We start from the raw sequence: 24,362 nt of genomic DNA on the forward strand, positions 1-24,362 counted from the left end.
GCCCTGCGGCTGTCAGCCCCGAATGATGGAAGGTGCTTGCCGATGACCCACGACACCACCGCCGTCAAGCGCCGACGCCTCAGCCTGACGTGGCGCGTCATCGCCCTGAGCTCCCTGCTGCTGCTCGGCGTCGCGGGGCTGTTCACCTACCTGGGTCATGACAACCTGACCCGCCAGTTCCAGCAGAGTCGTGACGACCATCACGCCCGCCAGGTCCGCGAGATCCGCCTGGCCCTGTCCCGCTCGGAGGAAAGCCTGCGTCAGCTGGCCGGCGTGGTGGCCTCCTCTCCCGGCCTGGGTCCGGCCCTGGCGAACCGCGACCGAGAGGCCATCCTCGCGGCCCTCACCCCCCAGTGGCCGACCCTGCAGCTGGAGGCCGGCATCGACGAAATCCTGGCCTTCGACAGCCAGGGCCAGCAGCTGGCCGGCCGGGGGAACGCCACGCCGGAGACGACCGTCCACTGGATGAGTGGCGGCACCGCGTGATCGGCTCGGACATGCCGCTCACCGCCCTGCGCTGCCGCGACGACTGCCGCCAGTATGCGGCGGTGCCGGTGCTGGGCGAGGGCGAGAACCTAGGCATGGTCAGCCTCTCCCGCTCGCTGGCCGACGTGATCCGCCAGCTGCACCAGGTCTCCGACAGCAAGGTGGCGCTGCTGGTCACCGGCCGCCAGGCCGCCGTGGGCCCCTCCGAGCGCCATCTCGCCGCCTGGAACGGCGATCTCGTCGCGCTGACCCATGCGCAGGCGAGCCTGCCGATTCTGCGGCAGGCAGCCTCCCTCTCGTCACTGGCGCCCCTCGAGGAGCGCCCGCTGCAGCTGACCCACGCCGAGCGCCACTTCGAGCTGAGCGCCGTGCGCCTGGCAGATCACAGCGAGCCGGGATACAGCGGTCACTTCCTGCTGGTATCGGACATTACCCCCCAGATCCAGGCCATCCAGCGCGATACCCGCACCCTGCTGCTGGCCGGCCTCGGCGGCTGGCTGGCCGCCGAGCTGATGCTGCTGGCCATCCTGCTGGGCCCCATGGCGCGGCTGCGCCGGCTGGCCGGGGCTCTGCCCTCGCTGGCCATGGGGGCTTCGCCGACGCCCGTGCCCGGATCGCCCGGCCCCGGCACCGCCTGGCCGACGAGATCGACGTGCTGGAAGGCACTACCCTGGAGCTGGCCGACCGCCTGCAGATGCTGGACCGAGAGGTCCACCGCCGCGGCGAGCTACTGGAGACCCGCGTGCGCGAGCTGGGCCAGGAGCGCGACTTCGTCAGCAGCCTGCTGGATACCGCCCGGGTCTTCATCCTCGCCCAGGACGAGCGCGGTCGGCTGGCGCTGGTCAACGAGCACACCCTCGGCGTGCTGGGAGTGAGCGAGGACGCCCTGCTGGGACGCCACTTCGACGATGCGTTCCCCTGGCGACGCGCCAGACGCACCTGCCGGGGCAGCAGCACGAGGAGCGCACCCTGTCATTGGGGCCGGGCATCGTGCGCACCATCGTCTGGTATCACGCACCCCTCAACGCCTCCAGCGATGCCTCCCTGGCACGTATCTCGGTAGGCCTGGACATCACCGAGCGCAAGGCGGCCGAGACCCGGCTGACCTGGCTGGCCCAGCGCGACCCGCTGACCGAGCTCTACAATCGCCGCTATTTCCAAGAGGCGCTGGACAAGGCGCTGGTGCGGGAGGGTGGCGGCGCGCTGCTGTTCCTCGACCTCGACCAGTTCAAGGACGTCAACGAACTCAGCGGCCACCACGCCGGCGACCGCCTGCTGCGCATGGTGGCCGACACCCTCCACCAAGAGCTCGGCCACCGCGGGGTCATCGCGCGGCTCGGCGGCGACGAGTTCGCCATGCTCATCGAGGGCGCCGACGAGCAGCGCGCCGTGCGCACCGCCCAGCATATCGAACATCTGCTGGATACCCTGGAGTTTTCCAGCGGCGGCCGCCGGCACCGGGCCAATGCCAGCATCGGCATTGCGCTCTACCCGATCCATGGCGATACCCCCACCGAGCTGATGGCCAGCGTCGATGTCGCCATGTACAAGGCCAAGGCCAGCAACGTCCAGCGCTGGCACCTGCTCTCCACCGTGGAGGAGGCGCGTATCGAGCTCAAGGAGCGGGTCTACTGGGTGGAGCGCATCCGCAAGGCACTGCGGGAGGACGCCTTCGAGCTGATGGTGCAGCCCATCGTGCGGCTGGCCGATCGCGATATCCGCCACTACGAGGTGCTGCTGCGCATGCGCGAGGACGACGGCACCCTGCTCTCACCGGGCCGCTTCATCCCTATCGCCGAGCGCAACGGCCAGATCCTGCAGCTCGACCGCTGGGTGATTCGCCGCAGCCTGCGCCTGCTGGCAGCCGTCCAGGGACGCGGCATCAGCCTGGCCGTCAATCTTTCCGGGCAGTCGCTGCACGACGCCGGCCTCAACCAGTTCCTCGCCGATGAGCTGGCCGCCAGCGGCGCCGACCCGCGTCAGCTGATCCTGGAGGTCACCGAGACCGCGGCGGTCACCGACTTCTCCACGGCCAGGGGGGTGCTGCAGGGCATGCGCGAGCTGGGCTGTCGCACCGCCATCGACGACTTCGGGGTGGGCTTCAGCAGCTTCCACTACCTGGGCCAGCTGCCGGTGGACTACATCAAGATCGACGGCTCCTTCATCCGTACCCTGACCACCAGCGCTGACAGCCGCGTGATCGTCAGGGCCATGGCCGACATTGCCGCCGGCTTCGGCAAGCAGGCCATCGCCGAGTTCGTCGACCAGGAGGCGATGCTGCCGATCCTGCAGGATTACGGCATCGCCTACGGGCAGGGTTTTCACCTGGGGAAACCGATTCCCCACAGCATGGCCTTCGGCGTGATATCACTCGACGGCTGAACCGACCGGCACTCCCATGATCCGCCAAGGAACCTTGTAGATGACCGCTCGCGAGACCTTCGGTGCCCCACCCGAGCCAACCCGGCTCTTCGAGCGCTTTCAGCGCGAGTTCCAGTTCCAGCTGACCGCCACGCCGGCCGAGCACGAGCGCGTCTTTCGCCTTCGCCATGCGGTCTACTGCCGCGAGCTCAGCTATGAGGCGGCCGCCGATCCGGTCAAGGAGCTGGAGTACGACGCCCATGACCGCCAGGCCATTCACTGCCTGGTGACCCACCTCGACAGCGGCCTCGCCGCCGGCTGCCTGCGCCTGGTGCTCCCCGCCCCCCTCGAGCACCCGGACGGCCCGCGGCTGCCGCTCCAGGGATACGCAGGGCAGAGCCTGACCCATTCCGTCTGGCACCCGGAACGACTCGATCACCGCCAGATCTGCGAGGTCTCGCGACTGGCCACCTCGCCGCACTTCCGCAACCGTCCGGCCAACGCCGACATCGTCGACCCGGGCGCACCGCCGCTGTTCAGCGACGACGAGCGGCGCAGCTTCCCGGCGATCATCGTCGGGCTCTTCCTGGCCAGCACCGCCCTGGTGGGCCTGGCCGGTCGCCGGCACGTCTTCGCCATGATGGAGGCGCGGCTGCCCAGGCTGCTGTCGATGTCGGGGCTGAGCTTCACCCGGGTCGGCGACACCATCGACTTCCATGGCCGACGCAGCGCCTACTACATCGACCAGCAGCGGGCGGAACGGGAGATGCACCCCCACCTGGTGCCCCTCTACCGGCACATCCAACGCACCCTGGCCCCCCAGCTGCCCCGGGCCATGCCCGGCGCCGTCGACAGTGCGCGCGCCCGTCCCGGCTGAGCCGTTCAGGGATCGCGCGACCCTTGGCGATCGCGCTGGCGGCTCGGCGGGATCAGCTTGACCCGCGTTTTGGGGCGTGCCCGCGGTGGCCCGCCATCCCCGGAGTGCCCCTCCGGCGGCACCCGGGCCGGCTCGGAGGCTGGATCGTTACCCAGGCGAAGGTGGGCAGCGCCAGCCGCCAGTGGATCGCCGCCAGGCGCAGCCCCAGCGTGATCAGCAGCGCCACGGCGATGGTCAGGGTCGGCGGCGCCGCCAGCGCCTCCAGCACCACATAGGCGATACCGCCGGCGATGGAGGCCGTGGCATAGACTTCACGACGCAGCACCATGGGCACCCGGCGGGCCAGCACATCGCGCACCATGCCGCCGGCCACCCCGGTCAGCAGGCCCATCAGCACTGCCACCAGCCCCGGCGCCTCGAGCAGCAGCGCCTTGTGCGCCCCGATCACCGTGAACAGCGCCAGGCCGAAGGCGTCGGCCACCGGCAGGAAGACCCGTGACAGGCGGTGAATATAGTGGAAGCCGATCATCGACAGTCCCACGGTGCCCAGGATCACCCACAGGTAGGTGGGGTCACTGACCCAGAACACCGGGCGAACGCCCAGCACCAGATCGCGCAGGGTACCGCCACCGATCCCAGTTACCGCCGCCAGCACCAGCATGCCGAAGGGGTCCATACGCGAGCGGCACGCCAGTATCACGCCGGAGAGGGCGAAGACGATCACCCCTGCCATGTCCAGCCAGTAGATCAGTCCCGTCACTGGTAGGTCACCACCAGAAAGCCCACCAGCTCCTCGTCGCCGCTGTTCTCGATGGTGTGCTCCAGGTCGGCATGGTAGTGGGCACGATCCCCGGGGCCGAGGGCGCAGCGGTTGTCGCCGGCCTCGATGCGAGCCCTGCCCTGGGTCACGGTGAGCAGCTCGCGGGTGCCCTCGAAGTGGGGGGCGCTGTGCAGGCTGGCCCGCGGGGCCAGACGCACTTCGTAGAACTCCACGTTCTTTTCCAGGTGCAGCGGGGAGAGAGTGCGAATCCGGCACTCCTGGTCGTCGCGAAACAGCTGGCTGGCGTCGTCGCTACGCACCACTTCGATGCGCGAGGCGGCCCAGGGCTGGTCCACCAGCTCGCCGATATTGAGGCCGAAGGCCTGGGCGATGCGCAGGGTCACCGCCAGCGTAGGATTGGCCCGCCCGCGCTCGATCTGACTGAGCATCGAACGGCTGACCCCCGAGGCGGCGGCCAGCTGCTCCAGGGTGAGGTTGCGCTTCTTGCGCAGCTCGATCACCCGGTTGGCCAGGCCCTGGCTGCCCACGTCGACGGCGCCCTCTCTGGCGGATGCGCTATCGTTCACCTCGACTCTCCTCTATACCCATAGACAGGTGGCACGCATGGCCACCGATAATTCCACTATAAGGGAAATTAATCTTGCATAGCAGAATATTTCTGCAATACTGGAAACTAATCTTCTATAGTAAACACGACAGCCCCGATTGCCAACGACCGCCCTGCCCATTGGCTGCCAGCCCGGCGCCACAAGCGCCTCGCTTGGCGACAAATGCTCGTACCACGACCCACAACAGGTGAGACATGAAAGCACTGGTCAAGAAGGAAGCCGCCCCCGGCCTGTGGCTGGAAGACGTGCCAACACCCGATGTCGGCATCAACGACGTGCTGATCCGCGTCAAGCGCACTGCCATCTGCGGCACCGACATGCACATCTACAACTGGGATAGCTGGGCGCAGAAGACCATCCCCACTCCCATGGTAGTGGGTCATGAGTTCGTCGGCGAGATCGTCGAGGTCGGCTCCAACGTCAACGATTTCAAGCCTGGCCAGATCGTCTCCGGCGAGGGTCACGTGGTATGCGGGCGCTGCCGCAACTGCCTGGCGGGACGCCGCCATCTGTGCGCCTACACCAGCGGCGTGGGGGTCAACCGGCCGGGCGCCTTCGCCGAGTATGTCGCCCTGCCCATGTCCAACGTCTGGGAGCATAAGTCGGGCATCGATCTCGACGTGGCCGCCATCTTCGACCCCCTGGGCAACGCCGTGCACACCGCCCTGCAGTACGACCTGCTCGGCGAGGACGTGCTGATCACCGGGGCCGGCCCCATCGGCGCCATGGCCGCCGCGGTGTGTCGCCACGCCGGCGCCCGCCACGTGGTGATCACCGACCTCAATCCCGAACGCCTGGCGCTGGCCAAGCGCCTCGGCGCCACCCGCACCGTGGACGTGCGCCACGAGACCCTGGCCGAGGTACAGCGCGACCTGGGGCTCAGCGAAGGCTTCGACGTCGGCCTGGAGATGTCCGGCAGTCCCGCCGCCTTCCGCGACATGCTGGCCAACATGTGCCACGGTGGCAAGGTGGCGATGCTCGGCATTCCCACCGAGGACATCGCCATCGACTGGAACACGGTAATCTTCAACATGCTGACCCTGAAGGGCATCTACGGGCGCGAGATGTACGAGACCTGGTACAAGATGTCGGTGATGATCGAATCGGGGCTGGATATCGCGCCGGTGATCACCCACCGCCTGCCCTATACCGAGTTCCAGCGGGGCTTCGATGCCATGCTGTCCGGTGAAGCCAGCAAGGTCGTTCTGAACTGGGAGTGATGAGATGTACGGGGACTTTCAACACCACCTGCGCCGCGAGCTGGACGCCATCGAGGCGGCCGGCCTGACCAAGCACGAGCGGCTGCTCGCCTCGCCGCAGGGGGCCCACGTGGCGATCGAGCAGGGGCGCGAGGTGCTCAACCTGTGCGCCAACAACTACCTGGGCCTGGCCCAGCACCCGGCGGTGAACGCCGCCGCCAAGGCGGGGCTGGAAGAGTGGGGCTACGGCCTGGCCTCGGTGCGCTTCATCTGCGGCACCCAGAGCCTGCACAAGCAGCTGGAAGCCAAGCTCAGCGACTTTCTCGGCACCGAGGACACCATCCTCTATCCCTCCTGCTTCGACGCTAACGGCGGGCTGTTCGAGACCCTGCTGGGCGCCGAGGACGCGGTGATCTCCGACGAACTCAATCACGCCAGCATCATCGATGGCGTACGCCTCTCCAAGGCCCGTCGCTACCGCTACCGCAACCGCGACATGGCCGACCTGGAGGCGCAGCTCAAGGCCGCCGACCGCGACGGCGCCCGCTTCAAGCTGATCACCACCGACGGCGTCTTCTCCATGGACGGCTACATCGCCCCCCTCGACGAGATCTGCGATCTGGCCGAGCGCTACGGGGCGCTGGTCCACTTCGACGACTGCCACGCCACCGGCTTCGTCGGCGCCGGGGGGCGCGGCACCCATGAGCACCACGGCTGCCTGGACCGGGTCGACATCACCACCGGCACCCTGGGCAAGGCACTGGGCGGGGCCAGCGGCGGCTACACCAGCGGCAAGCGCGAGATCGTGGAGCTGCTCCGCCAGCGCTCGCGGCCCTACCTGTTTTCCAACACCGTGGCACCGCCGGTAGTGGCGGGCGCCCTGAAGGCGCTGGAGCTGGCCGCCGAGTCCGATGAGCTGCGCGACCGACTCAAGGACAACACCGCCTTCTTCCGCGACGGGCTCGAGCGACTGGGCTTCGAGCTGCTGCCCGGCGAGCACCCCATCGTGCCGGTGATGCTGCACGATGCCGCGGCCGCCGGCCGCTTCGCCGACGCCATGCTCGAAGAGGGCATCTACGTGATCGCCTTCTCCTACCCGGTGGTGCCCAAGGGCAAGGCACGCATCCGCACCCAGATGTCGGCGGCGCTCACCCGCGACGACCTGGAATTCGCCCTGGCCGCCTTCGGTCGGGTCAAGGAGCGGCTGGGGCTCTAGGAGGCTGTCGCCCCCTGAAGCGGATCATGCAGGCAGAAAAATTTACGCTACCCTTTACCATTAGGGAGTTAAGAGCAGGCTCGCTGAGTCCTTGAACATCAAGGCACGCCCCCGATAGAACTCGGGATAACAGTGCTAAAAGGCGCAGGAGGCTCCGATTTGATACGCGCAGAAGGCGTCACCAAGGTCTTCGGCCCGACTCCAGAAACGGCGCTACCGCTGCTGGAGTCGGGCAAGGGAAAAAGCGAAATTCAGGCCGAGACAGGCCAGGTCGTGGGGGTCCACGACGTCAGCTTCACCGTCGAGTCCGGCGAAATCTTCGTCATCATGGGCCTCTCGGGCAGCGGTAAATCCACCCTGATTCGCTGCATCAACCGGCTCTTCGAACCCACCGCCGGACACATCTTCTTCCAGCATCCCGACGAGGGAGAGATCGACATCACGCAGCTCTCTGGTGAGCGTCTGCGCATGCTGCGCAAGTACCACATGAGCATGGTCTTCCAGAATTTTGCGCTCTTCCCCCATCGCAGCGTGCTCGACAACGTGGCCTACGGGCTGGAGGTCCAGGGCAAGTCGCGTGACGAACGCCACCGCCACGCCCAGGAGATGCTCGAGATGGTCGGCCTGGGCGACTGGGGCAAGGCCTACCCGTCGGAGCTGTCGGGCGGCATGCAGCAGCGGGTCGGGCTGGCTCGGGGGTTGGCCACCGACGCCGGGGTGCTGCTGATGGACGAGCCCTTCTCGGCGCTGGATCCGCTGATCAAGGTCAACATGCAGCAGGAGCTGAAGAAGATCCAGCAGCAGCTGGGCCGCACCATCCTGTTCATCACCCACGACCTCGACGAGGCCATGCATATCGGCGATCACATCGCCATCATGGAAGAGGGCAAGATCATCCAGCTCGGCACCCCCGAGGAGATTCTGGTCAACCCGCGTACCGAGTACGTGGCCCGCTTCGTCGAACACGCCGACCCCACCGGGGTCATCACCGCCGGCACCATTGCCCTGCCCTTCGATAGCCCGGCCTTCACCACGGTGAGCGAGGCCGACGGCCTGCGCTTTGTCGCTGCCGAGGATCTGCCGGAGCTGCACTATGGCCTGGACGATCAGGGCCAGCTGCGCGAGGCCCGCCTGAATGAGCAACGCCTCGAGATCCGCTCGCTCGATGAGGCGCTCGAAAGCGAGGCCCGCGGCGCCCGCCGTGAGGACCTGCTGATGCACTGTCCGCGCGAGACTGTCCTGCGTCGGGTGCTGCGTGGCCGCACCCGCACCGCGCTACCGACGCTGGTGACCGACGACGAGGGCCGCGTCATTGGACTGATCGACGAGCCCCAGCTGATCAGTGGCATTCTCGAGAAGCGCGGGCCAAGCGCCGACGGCGAGTCGCAGCCGGCGACGGAGGAGGCGTGCTCATGAGCGAGTTTCTCGAGCTGCTTCGCCAGCTGATCACCGACCCCTTCGGGCTGCTCGACGCCCTGCCGGTGCGTCAATGGATCACCGATGCGGTCAACTGGGTGGTGAGCAACTTCCGCGACTTCTTCCGCGCCTACCTCAGCCCGCCGGTGCGCGGCGTGATGGAGGTCATCCAAACCGCTCTGCAGGCCATCCCGCCGGGGCTGTTTTTGATCGGCATCTTCCTGATCGGCTGGCGGGCCGCCTCCTGGCGGGTGGGGCTGTTCAGCCTGATCGCCTTCGCCCTGGTCGGCTTCATGGGCGTGTGGGACGCCATGGTGGTGACCCTCTCGCTAGTGGCCACGGCAGTGCTGTTCTGCATGCTCATCGGCCTGCCGCTGGGCATCCTCTGCTCGCGCAGCGACCGCTTCGCCAATGGCATGCGGCCGATCCTCGACATCATGCAGACCACCCCACCCTTCGTCTATCTGGTGCCGGCGGTGATGCTATTCAGCATCGGCAACGTGCCAGGGCTGATCGCCACCATCATCTTCGCCATGCCGCCGATGATCCGCCTGACCAACCTGGGCATTCGTCAGGTGCCTACGGAGTACATCGAAGCCGCCGAGGCCTTCGGCTCCACCTCACGCCAGATCCTCTGGAAGGTGCAGTTCCCGCTGGCCCTGCCCACCGTAATGGCAGGGCTCGACCAGACCATCATGCTGGCACTCTCGATGGTGGTGATCGCCGCCATCATCGGCGCCGGCGGGCTCGGCCTGGAGGTCTACGCCGGGCTCGAGCGCCTCAACATCGGCCAGGCCTTCGTCGGCGGCATCGGGATCGTGCTGCTGGCCATGGTGCTGGACCGCATCACCCAGGGACTGGGCGAGAAGGCGCCCGGAAAAGGCAAATAGTCCCGCTTTCACCGCAACGTGAACAGGAGGTATGTCATGCATAACACGACAACCCATCGACATCCGCTGAAGCACACCACCCTGGCCCTGTCGGCGGCCTGCCTGCTGGGGCTGGGCGGCCAGGCAGCGGCCGACACCGAGCGCCCCGGCGAGGGCGTATCGGTACAGCCCGCCGTGGCCACCTGGACCTCGGCGGTACCGGTGAGCTGGGCCTTCGTCGAGCTGCTCGAGGAGCTCGGCTATGAGGTCCAGACCCCGATCTCGCTCTCCAATCCGGTGGCCTACTTGGCGGTCTCCGAGGGTGACGCCGACTACTGGCCTAACGGCTGGTTCCCGCTGCACAGCCCGCAGCTGCCGGACAACTTCGACGAGGTCGCCACCATCTTCGATCCGCTCTGCACTGCCTGCGGTATCCAGGGCTATCTGGCCGACACGCCCTCCATCGAGGAGTATGAGATCACCGGCATCGAGGATTTCACCCGCGACGAGGTGAAGGCCGCTTTCGATGCCACCGGTGATGGCAAAGCCGACCTATTCGGCTGCCCGCCGGGGTGGGGCTGCCACGAGGGCATCAATGCCATGCTCGATAAGTTCGAGCTACGCGACCATATCAACCACGTGGATGCCGGCTACGCCGCCAACTTCGCCGAGGCGCTGTCGCGCATCCAGGCCGGCGAGCCGGCGCTCTACTACACCTGGGGGCCCAGCGCCTGGCTGCTCTCCCTGGTGCCCGGCGAGGACGTGATGTGGATCAACGCCCCGGGCATCGTCGAGGACGAGGCCGAGCGCGCCGAGGGTGTCGCAGGCGCGGTCAGCGACCCCATCGAGATGGGCTTCGTGGCCGCCGACATCCAGGTGGCGGCCAACAACGACTTCCTCGAGGCCAATCCGGCCGCCGCCGAGCTGTTCCGCCAGGTGCGCCTGCCCCTGGAGTGGATCAGCGAAGTGGACGGTGCCATGGACGAGCAGGACCTCACCGATGCCCAGGTCCGGCCGCTGGTCGCCGAGTGGATCGCCGAGAACCGCGACACCGTCGATGAGTGGCTCGCCGCCGCCCGCAGCGCCGCCGAGTAAGCATCGGCACATCGCTCAGTCGCGGCACCGGGGCATCACGAAACGCCCCGCAACGCCCCCGCCCTTTCGGCGGGGGCGCTTGTTACGATGCCCCTTAGCAGCCGGCCCAAGACGTCGGACCCCGTCAGGATCCGCTTCTCCTCCCCCACAGCAGGATGACGTCCTCATCGAGAACGTCATCCTCGCGATGCTCCGAGTGGACCCGAAAGCGTCCGATCACTGCCCCCAGCGGTAGCGCCGGATCTCGTACCACGATGGGTCGGTGACAGTAGCGCAGCGGATAAAACGGCCCCAGACCGAAGAGCACCGCTCTCAGGAAGGCGTCGATATCGATCACTAGCCGCGGCTCGCCGGCGTCATCGACCACCACTGCCCGGCTATGGCCACAGGCCTGCAGGCGACGCAGGAAGTCATCGTGCCGCGTGCTACGGATGGCGGGAAACACCGGCCTGTCCCGTCGAAGGGCAGGCAGATAATGCTGTTGGAAGCCAAGGGCTCCCCTTCACGGCCCAGCGGCACATCGTCCAGGGTCAGAAAATTCATCGCACCGCGCCCTTCCACGCGATCAATCTCGGTTTCGTTGGACTCCATATGCAAGCGGATCAGCTGGTGTAAATCACGCTCCTTGAAGTAGGGAATCGCCTCCGCGCCCAACCAGCGATCCAGCCCCCAGGCGGTAGGCCTCGCCACTGTCCATAGCAGCAGCTGATAGAAACGGATCATGGGAGTCAGCCAGGCCGCCATGCGAAGCGCATGGCGCGAAAAATAGGCTTGGGGCAGGATCTCCGCACACAGGGTGATCACCACGGTGGAAAACAGAAAGGCGACCAGCGCTCCCATCACCGAGCCGGAGAGCAGCGCCAACAGCACGTTCACGGCCACGTTGCCCCACAGGATGGTCACCAGCAGGAAGTTGGCATCCTGTCGCAGGCGCTGTACGCGTTGAGCCCGCGGGTTACCCTTGCGTGCCTCGAGTTCCAGCTCGAGCTTGCCAATGGCGAAAAACGCCAGATTGAGGCCCGAGAACAGCGCCGACTGTAGCAGACACAGAACAATACCGATCCAGCTCAGCAGGGTCATATCGGGTGCGCTCCTTTGCAGCCGTCAGGTGGCACGCGCAGCATACCGCGATCCGCGATCATCCAGTCGAGGCAGTGGTTCCCACCCACCCTGCCCTGATCCAGACAACCATAGCCCACCGCGCCATAACCGGTTACCCTCGTGGGTGTTTGCCGACCCCGGAATGCCCATGGACTGGAATCCCGCCGTCATCTGGCTGATCATCGCCCTGCTGCTGGGCCTGGCCGAGCTGACCTCCGGCGGCCTGGTGCTGCTGGCGCTGGCCGCAGCCGCCCTGCTCACAGCCGCCCTGGCCACCCTGGGGCTATCGCTGCCCTGGCAGCTGCTGGGCATGGGCGTCTTGTCCGGCGTGCTGGTGCCGCTGGCCGTGTGGAAGATCCGCCCCTGGTTCTCGCCCCGCGGGGTAGCCTACGGCACCACCGGCACCGGGGTGGAAAAGGGCCACACCTATACCACCCTCAAACGCGACTTCGACGGCGCCACCGGCATCAAGATCAACGGCGACTTCTATCGCCTGCGCGTCGCCGACGAAGCGGGCGAGAAAGCGGCGAGACCGAGCTGCCGGCAGGCACCCCCGTTATCTTTCAGGCCTTCGACGGCACCACCGCCATCGTTCGCCTCGCCCAGGCGGCGCCCTTCCAGCGCGCCACCCACGACCCGGAGTAACCCACATGGATATGGACCTTCCCGTCAGCCCGGGGCTGCTCATCGCCCTGATCGTCGTCGTCATCGGCATCCTGATCATCGCCAAGGGGCTGGTGATCGTGCGCCAGTCGGAGGTGATGGTGATCGAGCGCCTGGGTCGTTCAGCCGGGTGCTGGAGAGCGGTATCAACATCATCGTGCCCTTCATCGACCAGCCCCGCGCCATCACCATGATCCGCTACCGCAAGATGGGCGAGGAGTACCACGCTATCACCAGCAACGAGACGCGCATCGACCGCCGCGAGACGGTGATGGACTTCCCCGGCCAGCCGGTGGTGACCACCGACAACGTCACGGTGCGCATCAACGGGGCGCTCTACTACCAGATCATCGACCCCAGGCGCGCCGTCTATGAGGTCGAGAACATGAGCCAGGCGGTGGAGGTGCTGGCCAAGACCACCCTGCGCTCGGTGGTGGGCAAGATGGAGCTCGACAAGCTGTTCGAGTCCCGGGCCGAGGTCAACAACGAGATCCAGGCGGCCATGGAGGAGCCCGCCTCCAAGTGGGGGTGAAGATCTCCCGGGTCGAGGTGCAGGACATCGCCATGCCCGAGGAGGTGGAGTCCGCCATGCGCCTGCAGATGGCCGCCGAGCGCAAGCGCCGCGCCACCGTGACCGAGGCCGAGGGCGAGAAGGCCGCCGCCATCGCCATGGCCCAGGGCCAGCGCGAGTCGGCGATTCTTAACGCCCAGGGCGATAAGGAGTCGGCCATCCTGCGTGCCCAGGGCGAACAGGAGTCGATCAAGCTGGTGCTGGGCGCCATCGGCGACAGCGAGGAGAACAAGCGCACCGTAGTGGGCTACCTGCTCGGCCAGAGCTATATCAAGGCGCTGCCGACCATGGCCCAGGAGGGCGAGCGCGTCTTCGTGCCCTACGAATCCTCGGCGCTGCTGGGCTCCATGGGCATGTTCCGCGAGATGGCCGGCTCGCCGGAGGACGCCGTGGCCAGCCACCTCAAGGCCGGCGGCAACGCAAGCGGCCTGCGCGGCGGCGTGGTGGGCGGTGCGGCCAGCGGCTAACGCTCGAAGCCTGGGCATCGGCTGTCAGGCCGATGTCCCGGCACTTTTCCAGCGACAGCGACTGGTCCGACTACAGCGACTAGCGCTCGGGAAGGAAGCATCGTGCGCCGATATACGTTAAAATACGGGCATCGGAAAATTCGAGGCAATCCCCATGACCAAGGTATCCCTCAAGACCAAGCAGGACTATTTTGCCAAGGTCAAGCAGCACAACTATGCGGCCAGCCTGCGCCTGGAAGGGTTCAGGGCTCCCAATGCACCACTGCACGCGCTGCCCAGCAAGTCCGCCACGCTGGAAAAATATCGCCAGCGTTGAGCGTGCCACTAGCCGTTTTCATGGACAAGTACGGCGTCGGCCAGGATCCCTACTGTTACGACGGTAGCAGCGTTTTCAAGAATCTCCTCGATATTCGTGACGATGCAATCCTGCAGGAAGCCGAACGCGAGCTGACGATCATTGCTGCCGACGGGATTCCTTTCACTCCCCCGCCCTACGATTTTGACTATCTCAAGGCGCTGCACAGGCAGCTCTTCCGTGACCTTTATCCTTGGGCCGGCGAAATCCGTACCATAGATATTTCCAAAGGCGATACGCGCTTTTGCCATTGCGACCGCATTGAACCGGAAGCCAACAAGCTGTTCACACAGTTAGTGCGAGCCAACTGGTACACAGACCTTGAGCGTGACGACTTGATAGTTGCCGCCGCAGAGTTCTACGGCGATCTCAATGTCCTGCACCCCTTTCGGGAAGGCAACGGCAGGGCGCAGCGTATTCTCTTCGAGCATCTGATCATTAATTGCGGCTACGAGATATCGTGGGCCCGGCTGGAACGGGACGAGTGGATTCGAGCCAACATCGCTGCTTACTACTGCGATTACGGCCCCATGATCGAGGTTTTCAGGCAGTGTATCGGGGCGCCGCTTACCGAATGACGTAGTCGGTTGAGCCGCTTGCAGGTAGTCCACCAAACCTTTCCAGCTGCATCTCCTGCAGGCGGCTCAGGGCGCGACGGAACGGGAAGGCGAGATAGCCCCGGGGATAGAGCGCCTCCATGGCCACCTCGGCTTCCACATAGAGCGGCACGCGGCGGTCGTAACACTCGTCGACCAGGGCGATGAAACGACGTACGCCGTCGTCGCGGCGCGAGAGCGGCGGCAGCTCCCTCTCCCCGGCCTCGACACGCTCGATACCATCCTCGGTACCACGCGCGATGCCGCCCAGAGCATGGGCATCGTTAAGCTGCGGTACCTCGCTGAGCAGGATATGGTCGAACTCGTCGACCAGCGCAATGAAGTCCAGCGCGGCCAGCGGCTGCTCGCACAGCTCAGCGTAGCGGCACCACACCACCCGCTCGCTGCACCGCTCCACCGCAATCCGGCGATGCCCCAGCTCGATGAACTCGGCGCTGGGCTCGGTGCTCGTCGTCTCCTCCTCGCTCAAGCGCTCGAAAACGGCCGCTAGTACACTCGGGCGGCCGGGTTCGCTCACCCAGTAGCGCTGGCAGGGCTTGCCTGGGTGCAGCCGGTGGTCCTGCCCACCATCCAGTTCGACCACCTCCATGCAACGCCTCATGGCCGCCACGGCAGGCAGGAAGCGGTCGCGGTTGAAACCGTCGGCATAGAGCCCATCCGGTGCCTGATTCGATGTGCACACCAGCACGAGTCCCTCGTCGAACAGCGCGCCCAGTAGTCGGCCGAGCAGCATGGCATCGGCGATATCGTTGACGAACAGCTCATCGAGGCAGAGCACGCGCACCTCAGCCGCAAGCTCGTGTGCCAGCGCGATGAGTGGGTCGGCGGTGCCACTCAGCTGGAACTGGCGCTGGTGCACCCAGCGCATAAAATGGTGGAAGTGCAAGCGCCGGGCGGGCACCTGGAGATGTCGGTGGAAGCCGTCCATCAGCCAGGTCTTGCCGCGCCCCACCGGGCCCCAGAGATAGACGCCGGGTATGGCTTGGCACCCATCTGAGGCGGCGTTATCGTGCAGCGCCCGGTGGCAGGCGTCGAGCCGGACGGCGGCAGTCCGCTGCGCCTCATCCGTCACGAAGCCCTGGCGCTCCACCGCCTCGCGGTACAGCGCCAGCGGTGAAACAGCCGTCATGTCTCGGCGTCTGCGCTCAGCCGCTCAATGCGGGCTGCTTCGGTCATGCCGGGGCTCCTGAAACCATCCTTAGCGGTGAGGCTCCACCATAATCGTTAAAGCCCCGGCTCGCCAGCAGACGGGCCGGGGCTCAGGGGCTGCCCCTTCACCCCCGCTGGAACGGATACACCGAGCCGATCTGCAGAATGCGAGTGAGCTCGTCCAGGGCGCTGAGCGACTCCACGGCCAGCTGCGGGTCGGCGAGATCCGCGGGCGCCAGCCGGTCGCGGTAGTGGCGCTCGACCCAGGCGGTGAGCTCGCCGTAGAGGGCATCGTCGAGCAGTACCCGGCCGGTGAGCGCGGCGCGTTCCGCCGCCGAGAGCACCACCCGCAGGCGCAGGCAGGCGGGGCCGCCGCCGTTGCGCATGCTCTGCTTGACGTCCTTGACCACCACCTCGCCGATGGGATTGGGCCCCGCCAGCAGCAGGTCCTGAAGAGTGCGCCACACCGCTTCGTTCTCCTGGCACTCGCCGGGCACCACCAGGGTCATGGTGCCATCGGGGTTGGAGAGCAGCTGGGAGTTGAACAGATACGAGCCCACGGCGTCGGCGAGGCTCACCGCCTCGGTGGGCACCCGCACCGGGATCAGTGGCGTGGCCAGCTTGGCGCGCAGTTCGTCGAGGGCAGCCTGCTCGTCGAGGAAGGCCATCTCGTGGTAGAGCAGGACCGGCCCGTTGCCCACCGCGATGACGTCGTTGTGGAACACGCCGGCGTCGATCGCCTCAGGATGCTGCTGGGCGAATACCGTCTGCGATTCGGTCAGGCCGTGCTGGCGGGCCACCGCCTGGCTCGCCTCCAGGGTCTGGCGGGCCGGGAAGCGCCGGGGAGCCACCCCGGCTCGCTGCCCCAGCCGAAAGCCTGGCGGCCATAGACGTAGAGGTGCACGCCGGGCTCGCCGTGATCGCCGGCCAGGCGCGTATGATTGGCCGCCCCTCGTCGGAGAACGCCGGGGTGGCGGGCAGCACCGGATGGTGGGCGAAACGGGCCTCGTCGCGAAAGATCGCCGCCAGCACCCGGCGGGTGGTGGCTGGTTCCAGGAAGCGGTGGAAGCTCGACTGCAGGTTGGCCGGCGTGAAGTGCACCCGGCCGTCCGCGGCGTCGGCGCTGGGCGTGACGGTGGCGGCGTTGGCGGTCCACATGCTGGAGGCGGAGCAGACCGCCCGCAGCAGCTGGGGCGCCTCCCCGCCGCCCGGGCCAACACCTCGGCGTCGCTGCCGGCAAAGCCCAGTGCACGCAGCGCCCCCAGGTCCGGGCGCTGCTGGGGCGGCAGCACGCCCTGGGCGTAGCCGGCGTCCTTGAGCGCCTTCATCTTGGCCAGCCCCTGCAGCGCCGCCTCGCGGGGGTTGGCCACCAGCCCCTCGTGGGTCATGGAGGCCACGTTGCCCAGCGCCAGCCCCGAGTAGTTGTGGGTCGGCCCCACCAGACCATCGAAGTTGACCTCCCGGTAGTCCGCTTGGCGGTCGTCGATGCTCACAGGCTCACCCCCGGCGGCAGTTGATCGGGCAGGTGGAGGTCCTCGCTCTCCATGGAGGCCACCGGATAGGCACAGTAGTCGGCCGCATAGTAGGCGCTCGGGCGGTGGTTGCCGCTGTCCCCACGCCGCCGAAGGGGGCATCGCCGGAGGCGCCGGTGGTCTGGCGATTCCAGTTAGTGATCCCGGCGCGGATGCGCAGCAGGAAATCGTCCCAGTCGGCGCGCTCGCCGCCGATCAGGCCGGCGGAGAGACCGTAGCGGGTGTCGTTGGCCAGGGCGATCGCCTCGTCCCAGTCGCGGTAGCGATACACCTTGAGCAGTGGGCCGAAGTGCTCCTCGTCGGGCACCGGCAGGCCGGTGACGTCAATCAGCGCCGGCGACAGCAGGCTGGTGCCCTCGCGCAGCCGCTCCATGCGCGAGAGCACCGTGCCGCCCAGCGCCTCGAGATCATCCTGGGCCTTGAGCAGGCCGTCGGCGGCTCCGGGGCTAACCAGGCCGGCGTAGAAGGGCGCCGGCTCGTCGAACTGGCCGGCCACCCGCAGCCGGGCCATGGCATCACTCAAGGCATCGAGCAGATGATCGCCCACCTGCCCCTCCGGCACGATCAGCCGCCGCGCGCAGGTGCAGCGCTGCCCACCGGAGAGGAAGGCCGACTGCAGGATGGTCAGCACGGCAGCATCCTGGTCGGGCACGTCCTTGACGACCAGGGGATTGTTGCCGCCCAGCTCCAGCGCCAGGATCTTGTCCAGCTGACCGGCGAACTGGCGATGCAGCAGCCCCCCACCTTGGCACTGCCGGTGAACAGCAGGCCGTCGATGTCGGGATGGGCCGAGAGCGCCTGGCCCACCGGTGCGCCGCCCTGCACCAGGTTGATCACCCCCGCCGGCAGGCCCGCCTCCTGCCAGCAGGCCAGGGCCAGGTCGGCGGTCAGCGGGGTCTGCTCGCTGGGCTTGAAGACCACCGTGTTGCCGGCCAGCAGCGCCGGCACCATGTGGCCGTTGGGCAAATGGCCGGGGAAGTTGTAGGGTCCGAACACCGCCATCACCCCGTGGGGACGGTGGCGCAGCACGGCGCGGGCCTCGCCCAGGTCGCGCTCCCGCATGCCGGTACGCTCCTGGTAGGCGCGCAGCGAGATGGCCACCTTGCCGATCATGGCGCCCACCTCGGTGCGTGCCTCCCACAGCGGCTTGCCGGTCTCGCCGGCAATGGCCCGGGCCAGGTCCTCGCGGTGGGATTCCAGCACCTCGCGGAACCGCTCCACTAGCGCCTGGCGCTCGGCGAAGGGGGTGCGCGCCCAGGCCGGGAAGGCGGCCCGGGCCGCAGCCGCCGCCGCGCCCACCTGGGCATCGGAGGCCGCTGCCCCCTGCCACAGGGTCTCACCGGAGACCGGGTCGCGCTTGGTGAAGCCTTCCGCCTCGCCCCCTGCCAGGCGTCCCCGATCAATAGCTGCTGCGTGGCGTTCATCAAGGTGTCTCCTCGGTATCCAGGACGCGCAGGGCATCGCCGGCGGCGACGCCGAGCCGCTCTGCCTCCTGCGCGTTGAGCGTGATGATGTCGTCTTGGTCGGGGCCGGCGGCGACCCAGGCGGCGCGGAAGTCCGCCATGCCGGTGGTGGCCGCCAGCCACCGCGGGCGCTGTGCCGGGTCTTCATCGGCCGGCTTGATCTCAACCCGGCAGCGGCGCGACCGGCGCACCGCGCGAACGTCGTCGATGTAGGCCTCCACCGTGGGGCCGCCGTCGAAGATGTCGATGAAGCCTTCCCAGCGCAGTCCCTCCTTCTTGAGCATGGCCAGCGCGGGGCGGGTATGCTCGTGAACCTGGCCGATGCAGGCCCGCGCGGCGTCGGAGAGGAAGGGCGTGTAGATCGGGAACTTGGGCATCAGCTCGCCGATAAAGCTCTTCTGACCCAATCCCGTCAGCCTGTCCGCCTCGTCGAAGTCCAGCGGGAAGAAGTGGCTGCCCAGGCACTCCCAGAAGGGACTCTTGCCGCGCTCGTCGAACACCCCGCGCATCTCCGCCAGCACCTTGTCGGGGAAGCGGTCGCGAAACTCGGCCATGAACAGCCAGCGCATCATCGACAGCAGGGCGCCGTTGCGCTGATGGCGACGGTCGGCGCCGCGATACTGTGGGCGCAGAAACAGCGAGGCCACCTCGGCATCGCCGGTATGGTCCGAGCTCAGGAAGAGCGTATCGATGGTGCGGTGCAGGTCGAGCTGCACCGAGGAGTGGGCCAGGGTACCCAGCCGGTAGTGGTAGAAGGGCACCTCGCGTCCCACCTGCCCCTCGATGGCGCAGCAGCCGGCCAGCTCGCCGCTGGCTTCGTCCTCCAGCACGAAGAAGTAGTTGCGCCGGTCCACCGGCGTGCGCTCCTCGAAGGCGGCGACCGCCGAGGCGATCTTGGCCGCCAGGAACTCGCGATTGTCGGGCAGCGAGGTGAAGCCCACGCCGGTCTCCCGGGCCAGGGCCTGCAGCTCCGCCAGGTCGCCTTCGGCGATCGGTCGAATTCGCATCACAGCTCCCCCTCGTCGAATCCGGGCTCGTCGTCGTCGCTGCCAGGCAGGGCCAGGGGAGCGGCGAGCACCGCCCGCCCCTCCTCCACGCCCAGCAGATCGGCATGGGCCGGCGAGAGCATCAGCTGGCCGGTGGGCGACAGCGCATAGCGCGCCACCACACAGCGGAAGTCGCCTAGGCGCTGGTTAGCCACCATGGCGGGCTCGGCGTCGGGCAGCAAATGTGCCGGGCGCACCCGCACCGGGTGCCAGGCGGCACGGCGGAAGCTGGCCAGCCGCTCGCGCTCGCCCTTGATCACCGGCCCGGCATCGAAGATGTCGACGTGGCGCGAGCGCAGGAATCCCTCGGCCAGCATCTCGGCCATGGCGACCTCGTGGTCGGGGTGCTCGCGGCCGATGGCGGCGCGCGCCTGGGGGGTGAGCAGCGCCAGGTAGAGCGGGAACTGCGGCATCACCTCGGCGATGAAGCTCTTCGAGCGCACCCCGGCCAGGTAGTTGATCTCATGGTAGTCGCGCACGAAGAAATGGCACCCCACGCTGTTCCAGAACGGCGACTCGCCGGCCTCGTCCAGGTAGCCGGGAAAGGCCATCGCCAGGATGTCGGCGAAGCGCTCCGGGTACTGGGCGATGAACATTAGCCGGGCCCGGCGCAGCAGGCTCTCGGCGCTGGTGCCGCGGTAGCGCGGGTCCAGGGACAGGGCGCACAGCAGGGTCGCCTCGGAGACCTCGTGGGAGAGCGCCAGAGTCTGCACCTCGCGGCGCACGTTGAGCTGCTGGGAGGCGTGGATCAGGGTCTCCTGGCGATAGGTGTAGTAGGCCTCGCTGGCGCCGGCCTCGGCACGAATGGTGGCGGTGCCTGCCACCTCGCCGCGCTCCAGATCCTCGAGCACGAAGGTGTAGTGCTCGTCGCCGGGGAAGTCCACCTCACGGGCGAACGCCTGCCGCGAGCGGGCGATGCGCTCCTCGAGGCGGTCGCGATGGGCCGGCAGGTTGGTCAGGCGCGGCGTGGCACAGCCCGCCAGCCGCTCCAGGGCCGGCAGGTCGGCCGGCCGCACGGGGCGTACCACCATCATGGCTGGATCTCCGAGTCGTGGGTCGACGTCTTGCGGGGCATGCCCGGACCTCACTGGCCGGCCACCAGCCTCGCCACGGCGCGCTCGAGCCGCGCCATGCCCTCGCTGATATCCGCCTCGGGAATCACCAGCGAGGGGGCCATGCGCAGCACGTTGGGGCCGGCGATCAGCGCCATCAGTCCCTCCTCGATGGCCAGCGGCAGGATATCCTTGGCGCGCCCCTCGTACTCGGGCGCCATCTGGGCACCGATCAGCAGCCCCATACCGCGAATCTCCTGAAAGACGCCGTGCTGGCGGTTGATGGCCTCCAGGTGTTCGCGAAACAGATCGTGGCGACGCTTGACGCCGGCCAGCACCTCCGGGGTGTCAATATGCTCGACGGCGGCCAGGGCCACCGCGGAGGCCAGGGCATTGCCCCCATAGGTGGAGCCGTGGGTGCCGATGGCCATGGAGGGAGCGATGCGGTCGGTGGTCAGCATGGCGCCCACCGGGAAACCGCCGCCCAGCGACTTGGCGCTGGTCAGAATATCCGGCGTGACGCCGTACTCCATGTAGGCGAACAGGCTGCCGGTTCGGCCGGCGCCGGTCTGCACCTCGTCGAAGATCAACAGGGCATCGTGGGCATCGCACAGGTCGCGCAGCCCCTGCAGGAACTCGGGCGTGGCCGGCACGATGCCGCCCTCCCCCTGCATCGGCTCGACCATTACCGCGCAGGTGTCGTCATCGATCAGATTGCGCACGCTGTCCAGGTCGTTGAATTCGCCGTGGACGATGCCGCCGGGCACCGGCCCGAAGCCCTGGGAGTACTTGGGCTGGCCGCCGACGCTGACGGTGAAAAAGGTACGGCCGTGGAACGACTGCGAGAAGGAGACGATGCGGTGCTTGTGCTCGCCGGCAGTATCGTGGGCCCAGCGACGCGCCAGCTTGAGCGCCGCCTCATTGGCTTCGCCGCCCGAGGAGCAGAGATATACCTTGTCGGCAAAGGTGCGCTCCACCAGGCTGCGCGCCAGCGCCAGGGCCGGCTCGTTGGTGTAGACGTTGGAGAGGTGCCAGAGCTTGCCCGCCTGCTGGGTGAGCGCCTCGACCAGCACCGGGTGGCAGTGACCCAGGGAGTTCACCGCGATACCACCGGCGAAGTCGATGTACTCGCGCCCCTGCTGGTCCCACAGGCGGCTGCCTTCACCGCGCACCGGGATGGCGGCCTGGGGGCGTAGTTGGGCACCATGTACTGATCGAAATCGGCGCGGGTCGGGGTCTGGCTCATGTCGGTCTCCCTCCATCGAGAAATAGGCAAGCGAAGTATCACCCGAGTATAGGGAGCGCGCCTCGCGCTGGCTTTCAGCAATGGGACCCCGACTTGTGAAAAAGGCTGTGACCGCAGGGTGTCATCACCGCCGGTCAGGATCGTGTAGCGGATCAGTGTTAAGTCCCACAGGCTGCTAGACTGTTGGTCTGGCAAGGAGCGAGCCATGTTCAATACCACCCGCTGGAATCGAATCCGCTACGGCCTCTACTCGCCGATCTACGATGCGGTGGCCGATCGCGCCTTTCGCAAGGCACGCCAGGTGTCCCTGGAGCAGGTGGACTGGCAACCCGGCATGCGCGTGCTGCTGGTCGGCGCCGGCACCGGGCTGGACTTGCCCTGGCTGCCGCGGGACGTGGAGCTGCATGCCACCGACCTGTCGCCGGCCATGGTCAAGCGCCTGGAAGCCCGTGCCGAGCACCTGGGCATTGACGCGCTCTGTCGCGTGATGGACGCCGAGGCGCTGGACTACCCTGACGGCAGCTTCGACGCGGTGATCATGCACCTGATCCTGGCGGTGATGCCCCACCCCGAGCGGGGCCTGGCCGAGGCCCACCGCGTCCTGAACACAGACGGCCAGCTGTGCGTGATGGACAAGTTCCAGGCCGATGAGTCCCCTGCCCGGGTGACGCGCCGAGCGCTCAACGTCCTGACCTCGGCGCTGGCCACCGATATCACCCGCCAGGCCCGCCCCTGCTGGAAGCCGCCGGTTTCACCGTCACCCTCGACCGGCCGGTGCTGATGGGGTCGCTGTTTCGCACCCTGCTAGCCCACAAGGCAGCCGACACCTGAGCGGCGACAGACCCGCCATGGCGCTCAGCCCAGCCGCTCCTCGCGCGGGGTCACTCCGAAGTGGTTGCGGTAGGCGGTGGAGAAGTGGGCCGGCGAGGAGAAGCCGGTCTTCAGGGCGATCTCCCCGGCGGGCAGCTCGCTCTCGCGCAGGAGCCGACGCGCCTCCTGCAGGCGCAGGTCGAGGTAGTAGCGGCCGGGCACCGCCTGCAGATACTTCTTGAACAGCCGCTCCAGTTGGCGTCGCGAGATCCCCAGGTGCTCGGCCAGCTCATGGGTGGTCAGCGGCTCCTCGATGTTGGCCTCCATCAGCTGTACCGCATCCACCAGCTGCGCCGGGGCATGGCCCAGGCGGGTACGCAGCGGCACCTGCTGGGGCTCGTCGGCCATGCGAATGCGCTCCAGCACGAAGTGCTCGGAGACCCGCTCGGCCAGCTCGCTGCCGTGATGGGCGGCGATCAGGGTCATCATCATGTCCATCGCCACCGTGCCACCGCCGCAGGTGAGGCGGTCACGGTCGATCTCGAACAGCTGCTGGGTGAGTCGCACCCGCGGGAAGGCGCGGGTGAAGGCGGCGAAACGCTGCCACGGCAGGGTGGCACGGTAGCCGTCCAGCACGCCGGCGCGGGCCAGCAACTCGGTCCCCCCACCGACCCCCACCAGCACCACGCCGCTGCGCCCCAGCCGGCGCAGGCAGGCCAGGGGCAGCGACTCGACGGCAGCAGGCAGCGGGCTCGGGGCGCATACGATCAGCATCTCCAGCTCATCCGGCACGCTCTCGACGGGTTGGCCGGCGGCGAGGCTTAGCTCGGCCAGGCTCGGCACCTCACGGCCGTCGGCGCTGAAGGCCTGCACCCGGTAGAGGCGACAGCCGGCCAGCTGGTTGGCCACCATCAGCGGTTCCAGCGCACAGGCCTGGGCGAGCAGCGAGAAGCCGGGCAGGGTGAGAACGCCGACCCGACGGGTCGGCGATGTCGCGGATTGCGGGATGGGGGTATCGGGCATGGAACGCAGCGCCGTGAGCCGAATCGAGGCTGTGATCTTACTCGATTGGCACGGGCCGCGCCGAACATCGGCTGGCAACGCAGCGATTATCGGGCCGCTCGCTCAACGCGAACGGCCCTTACCGATCGCCGGGCCGGCGGGTGGGGGCCTCAGGGCCAGACCAGCGTGAAGATCAGAATCGCCCCGGCGATCAGCGCCGCCACCAGCAGCACCCAGTGCAGGTTCTGGGGCGACTGCTTGGCCTCCGGCTGATCCTCGTCCGGCTCCGGGTTGTCGAAATCCTCCGGCTCCCTCACTTCCTTGAGGTGCTGGCGCTCCTCTTCCAAGGTCTTGCTTTCCTTGGTGTCCATCGCGGCTCT

The 24,362-nt window shown here is 67.6% G+C and carries 20 protein-coding genes and 6 pseudogenes; 14 read left to right on the forward strand and 12 right to left on the reverse strand.

Features of this window, described 5'->3' with window-relative positions; translation table 11 throughout:
• Positions 1-42: 42 nt before the first annotated feature.
• The 4 genes from ACSJDS_RS19865 (at position 43) to ACSJDS_RS19880 (ending at position 3,724) form a co-directional block, all read left to right on the forward strand.
• Positions 43-486, forward strand: a complete 444-nt coding sequence (locus tag ACSJDS_RS19865) for a cache domain-containing protein (RefSeq protein ID WP_473034733.1) — start codon at positions 43-45, stop codon at positions 484-486.
• Positions 483-1,361, forward strand: a complete 879-nt coding sequence (locus ACSJDS_RS19870) for a cache domain-containing protein (RefSeq protein ID WP_473034735.1) — start codon at positions 483-485, stop codon at positions 1,359-1,361. The genes ACSJDS_RS19865 and ACSJDS_RS19870 overlap by 4 nt, the downstream gene beginning before the upstream one ends.
• Positions 1,362-1,461: 100 nt before the next feature.
• Positions 1,462-2,868 (forward strand): putative bifunctional diguanylate cyclase/phosphodiesterase, encoded by a 1,407-nt coding sequence (locus ACSJDS_RS19875; protein ID WP_473034736.1) that lies wholly within the window; start codon positions 1,462-1,464, stop codon positions 2,866-2,868.
• A 40-nt stretch (positions 2,869-2,908) separates the two neighbouring features.
• The gene (locus ACSJDS_RS19880) at positions 2,909-3,724 is read left to right on the forward strand and encodes a PEP-CTERM/exosortase system-associated acyltransferase (RefSeq protein ID WP_473034737.1); all 816 of its coding nucleotides are present in this window, start codon (positions 2,909-2,911) and stop codon (positions 3,722-3,724) included.
• A 52-nt stretch (positions 3,725-3,776) separates the two neighbouring features.
• Here ACSJDS_RS19880 and ACSJDS_RS19885 read toward each other — a convergent pair whose 3' ends face one another.
• Together ACSJDS_RS19885 and ACSJDS_RS19890 are read right to left on the reverse strand one after the other, a co-directional pair.
• Positions 3,777-4,484: a trimeric intracellular cation channel family protein gene (locus tag ACSJDS_RS19885; RefSeq protein ID WP_473034738.1), complete on the reverse strand. Its 708-nt coding sequence runs from the start codon at positions 4,482-4,484 to the stop codon at positions 3,777-3,779.
• Complete coding sequence (locus ACSJDS_RS19890) at positions 4,481-5,071, reverse strand: helix-turn-helix domain-containing protein (protein ID WP_473034739.1); 591 nt, start codon at positions 5,069-5,071, stop codon at positions 4,481-4,483. Before ACSJDS_RS19890 ends, ACSJDS_RS19885 begins: the two co-directional genes overlap by 4 nt.
• 236 nt (positions 5,072-5,307) lie before the next feature.
• Here ACSJDS_RS19890 and tdh point away from each other — a divergent pair, with 236 nt between their 5' ends.
• The 5 genes from tdh (at position 5,308) to proX (ending at position 10,908) form a co-directional block, all read left to right on the forward strand.
• The gene (gene tdh / locus ACSJDS_RS19895) at positions 5,308-6,333 is read left to right on the forward strand and encodes an L-threonine 3-dehydrogenase (protein ID WP_473034740.1); all 1,026 of its coding nucleotides are present in this window, start codon (positions 5,308-5,310) and stop codon (positions 6,331-6,333) included.
• A 4-nt stretch (positions 6,334-6,337) separates the two neighbouring features.
• Complete coding sequence (gene kbl, locus ACSJDS_RS19900) at positions 6,338-7,528, forward strand: glycine C-acetyltransferase (protein ID WP_473034741.1); 1,191 nt, start codon at positions 6,338-6,340, stop codon at positions 7,526-7,528.
• A gap of 159 nt (positions 7,529-7,687) precedes the next feature.
• Positions 7,688-8,944, forward strand: a complete 1,257-nt coding sequence (locus ACSJDS_RS19905) for a quaternary amine ABC transporter ATP-binding protein (RefSeq protein ID WP_473034742.1) — start codon at positions 7,688-7,690, stop codon at positions 8,942-8,944.
• On the forward strand, positions 8,941-9,834 hold the full coding sequence (locus tag ACSJDS_RS19910; RefSeq protein WP_473034743.1) for an ABC transporter permease: 894 nt from the start codon (positions 8,941-8,943) through the stop codon (positions 9,832-9,834). Before ACSJDS_RS19905 ends, ACSJDS_RS19910 begins: the two co-directional genes overlap by 4 nt.
• Before the next feature lie 36 nt (positions 9,835-9,870).
• A complete protein-coding gene (gene proX / locus ACSJDS_RS19915) occupies positions 9,871-10,908 on the forward strand; it encodes a glycine betaine/L-proline ABC transporter substrate-binding protein ProX (protein ID WP_473034744.1) in 1,038 nt (345 codons plus the stop codon).
• 124 nt (positions 10,909-11,032) lie between these two features.
• On the opposite strand, the gene ACSJDS_RS19920 is transcribed toward proX, so the two are convergent.
• Together ACSJDS_RS19920 and ACSJDS_RS19925 are read right to left on the reverse strand one after the other, a co-directional pair.
• On the reverse strand, positions 11,033-11,275 hold the full coding sequence (locus ACSJDS_RS19920) for a hypothetical protein (RefSeq protein WP_473034745.1): 243 nt from the start codon (positions 11,273-11,275) through the stop codon (positions 11,033-11,035).
• On the reverse strand, positions 11,245-11,988 hold the full coding sequence (locus ACSJDS_RS19925; RefSeq protein WP_473034746.1) for a DUF21 domain-containing protein: 744 nt from the start codon (positions 11,986-11,988) through the stop codon (positions 11,245-11,247). Before ACSJDS_RS19925 ends, ACSJDS_RS19920 begins: the two co-directional genes overlap by 31 nt.
• 169 nt (positions 11,989-12,157) lie before the next feature.
• On the opposite strand from ACSJDS_RS19925, the pseudogene ACSJDS_RS19930 reads away from it, so the two are divergent.
• From ACSJDS_RS19930 to ACSJDS_RS19945, 4 genes and pseudogenes are all read left to right on the forward strand, one after another.
• Positions 12,158-12,654: pseudogene (locus ACSJDS_RS19930) on the forward strand (NfeD family protein).
• Positions 12,655-12,665: 11 nt separating this feature from the next.
• Positions 12,666-13,710 (forward strand): annotated as a pseudogene (locus ACSJDS_RS19935) (SPFH domain-containing protein).
• Positions 13,711-13,864: 154 nt separating this feature from the next.
• Complete coding sequence (locus tag ACSJDS_RS19940; protein ID WP_473034747.1) at positions 13,865-14,026, forward strand: YhfG family protein; 162 nt, start codon at positions 13,865-13,867, stop codon at positions 14,024-14,026.
• A gap of 20 nt (positions 14,027-14,046) precedes the next feature.
• Entirely contained in the window at positions 14,047-14,643 is a 597-nt protein-coding gene (locus ACSJDS_RS19945) for a putative adenosine monophosphate-protein transferase Fic (RefSeq protein WP_473034748.1), read from the forward strand.
• Here the strand turns inward: ACSJDS_RS19945 and zapE are convergent.
• The 6 genes and pseudogenes from zapE to ACSJDS_RS19975 form a co-directional block, all read right to left on the reverse strand.
• A complete protein-coding gene (zapE, locus tag ACSJDS_RS19950; RefSeq protein ID WP_473034749.1) occupies positions 14,633-15,811 on the reverse strand; it encodes a cell division protein ZapE in 1,179 nt (392 codons plus the stop codon). The genes ACSJDS_RS19945 and zapE overlap by 11 nt on opposite strands.
• Before the next feature lie 145 nt (positions 15,812-15,956).
• A pseudogene (astB, locus tag ACSJDS_RS19955) lies at positions 15,957-17,318 on the reverse strand (N-succinylarginine dihydrolase).
• 2 nt (positions 17,319-17,320) lie between these two features.
• Positions 17,321-18,787: pseudogene (gene astD, locus ACSJDS_RS19960) on the reverse strand (succinylglutamate-semialdehyde dehydrogenase).
• A complete protein-coding gene (astA, locus tag ACSJDS_RS19965; RefSeq protein ID WP_473034750.1) occupies positions 18,787-19,833 on the reverse strand; it encodes an arginine N-succinyltransferase in 1,047 nt (348 codons plus the stop codon). The pseudogene astD and the gene astA overlap by 1 nt, the downstream one beginning before the upstream one ends.
• The gene (locus tag ACSJDS_RS19970; RefSeq protein ID WP_473034751.1) at positions 19,833-20,906 is read right to left on the reverse strand and encodes an arginine N-succinyltransferase; all 1,074 of its coding nucleotides are present in this window, start codon (positions 20,904-20,906) and stop codon (positions 19,833-19,835) included. The genes astA and ACSJDS_RS19970 overlap by 1 nt, the downstream gene beginning before the upstream one ends.
• A gap of 50 nt (positions 20,907-20,956) precedes the next feature.
• Positions 20,957-22,170: pseudogene (locus ACSJDS_RS19975) on the reverse strand (aspartate aminotransferase family protein).
• 205 nt (positions 22,171-22,375) lie between these two features.
• On the opposite strand from ACSJDS_RS19975, the pseudogene ACSJDS_RS19980 reads away from it, so the two are divergent.
• Positions 22,376-23,001: pseudogene (locus ACSJDS_RS19980) on the forward strand (class I SAM-dependent methyltransferase).
• Positions 23,002-23,025: 24 nt separating this feature from the next.
• On the opposite strand, the gene ACSJDS_RS19985 reads toward ACSJDS_RS19980, so the two are convergent.
• Positions 23,026-24,003, reverse strand: a complete 978-nt coding sequence (locus tag ACSJDS_RS19985; RefSeq protein WP_473034752.1) for a GlxA family transcriptional regulator — start codon at positions 24,001-24,003, stop codon at positions 23,026-23,028.
• Positions 24,004-24,152: 149 nt separating this feature from the next.
• Entirely contained in the window at positions 24,153-24,353 is a 201-nt protein-coding gene (locus ACSJDS_RS19990; RefSeq protein WP_473034753.1) for a hypothetical protein, read from the reverse strand.
• Positions 24,354-24,362: the final 9 nt, after the last annotated feature.

This window comes from Halomonas sp. SL18_1 (assembly GCF_055755715.1).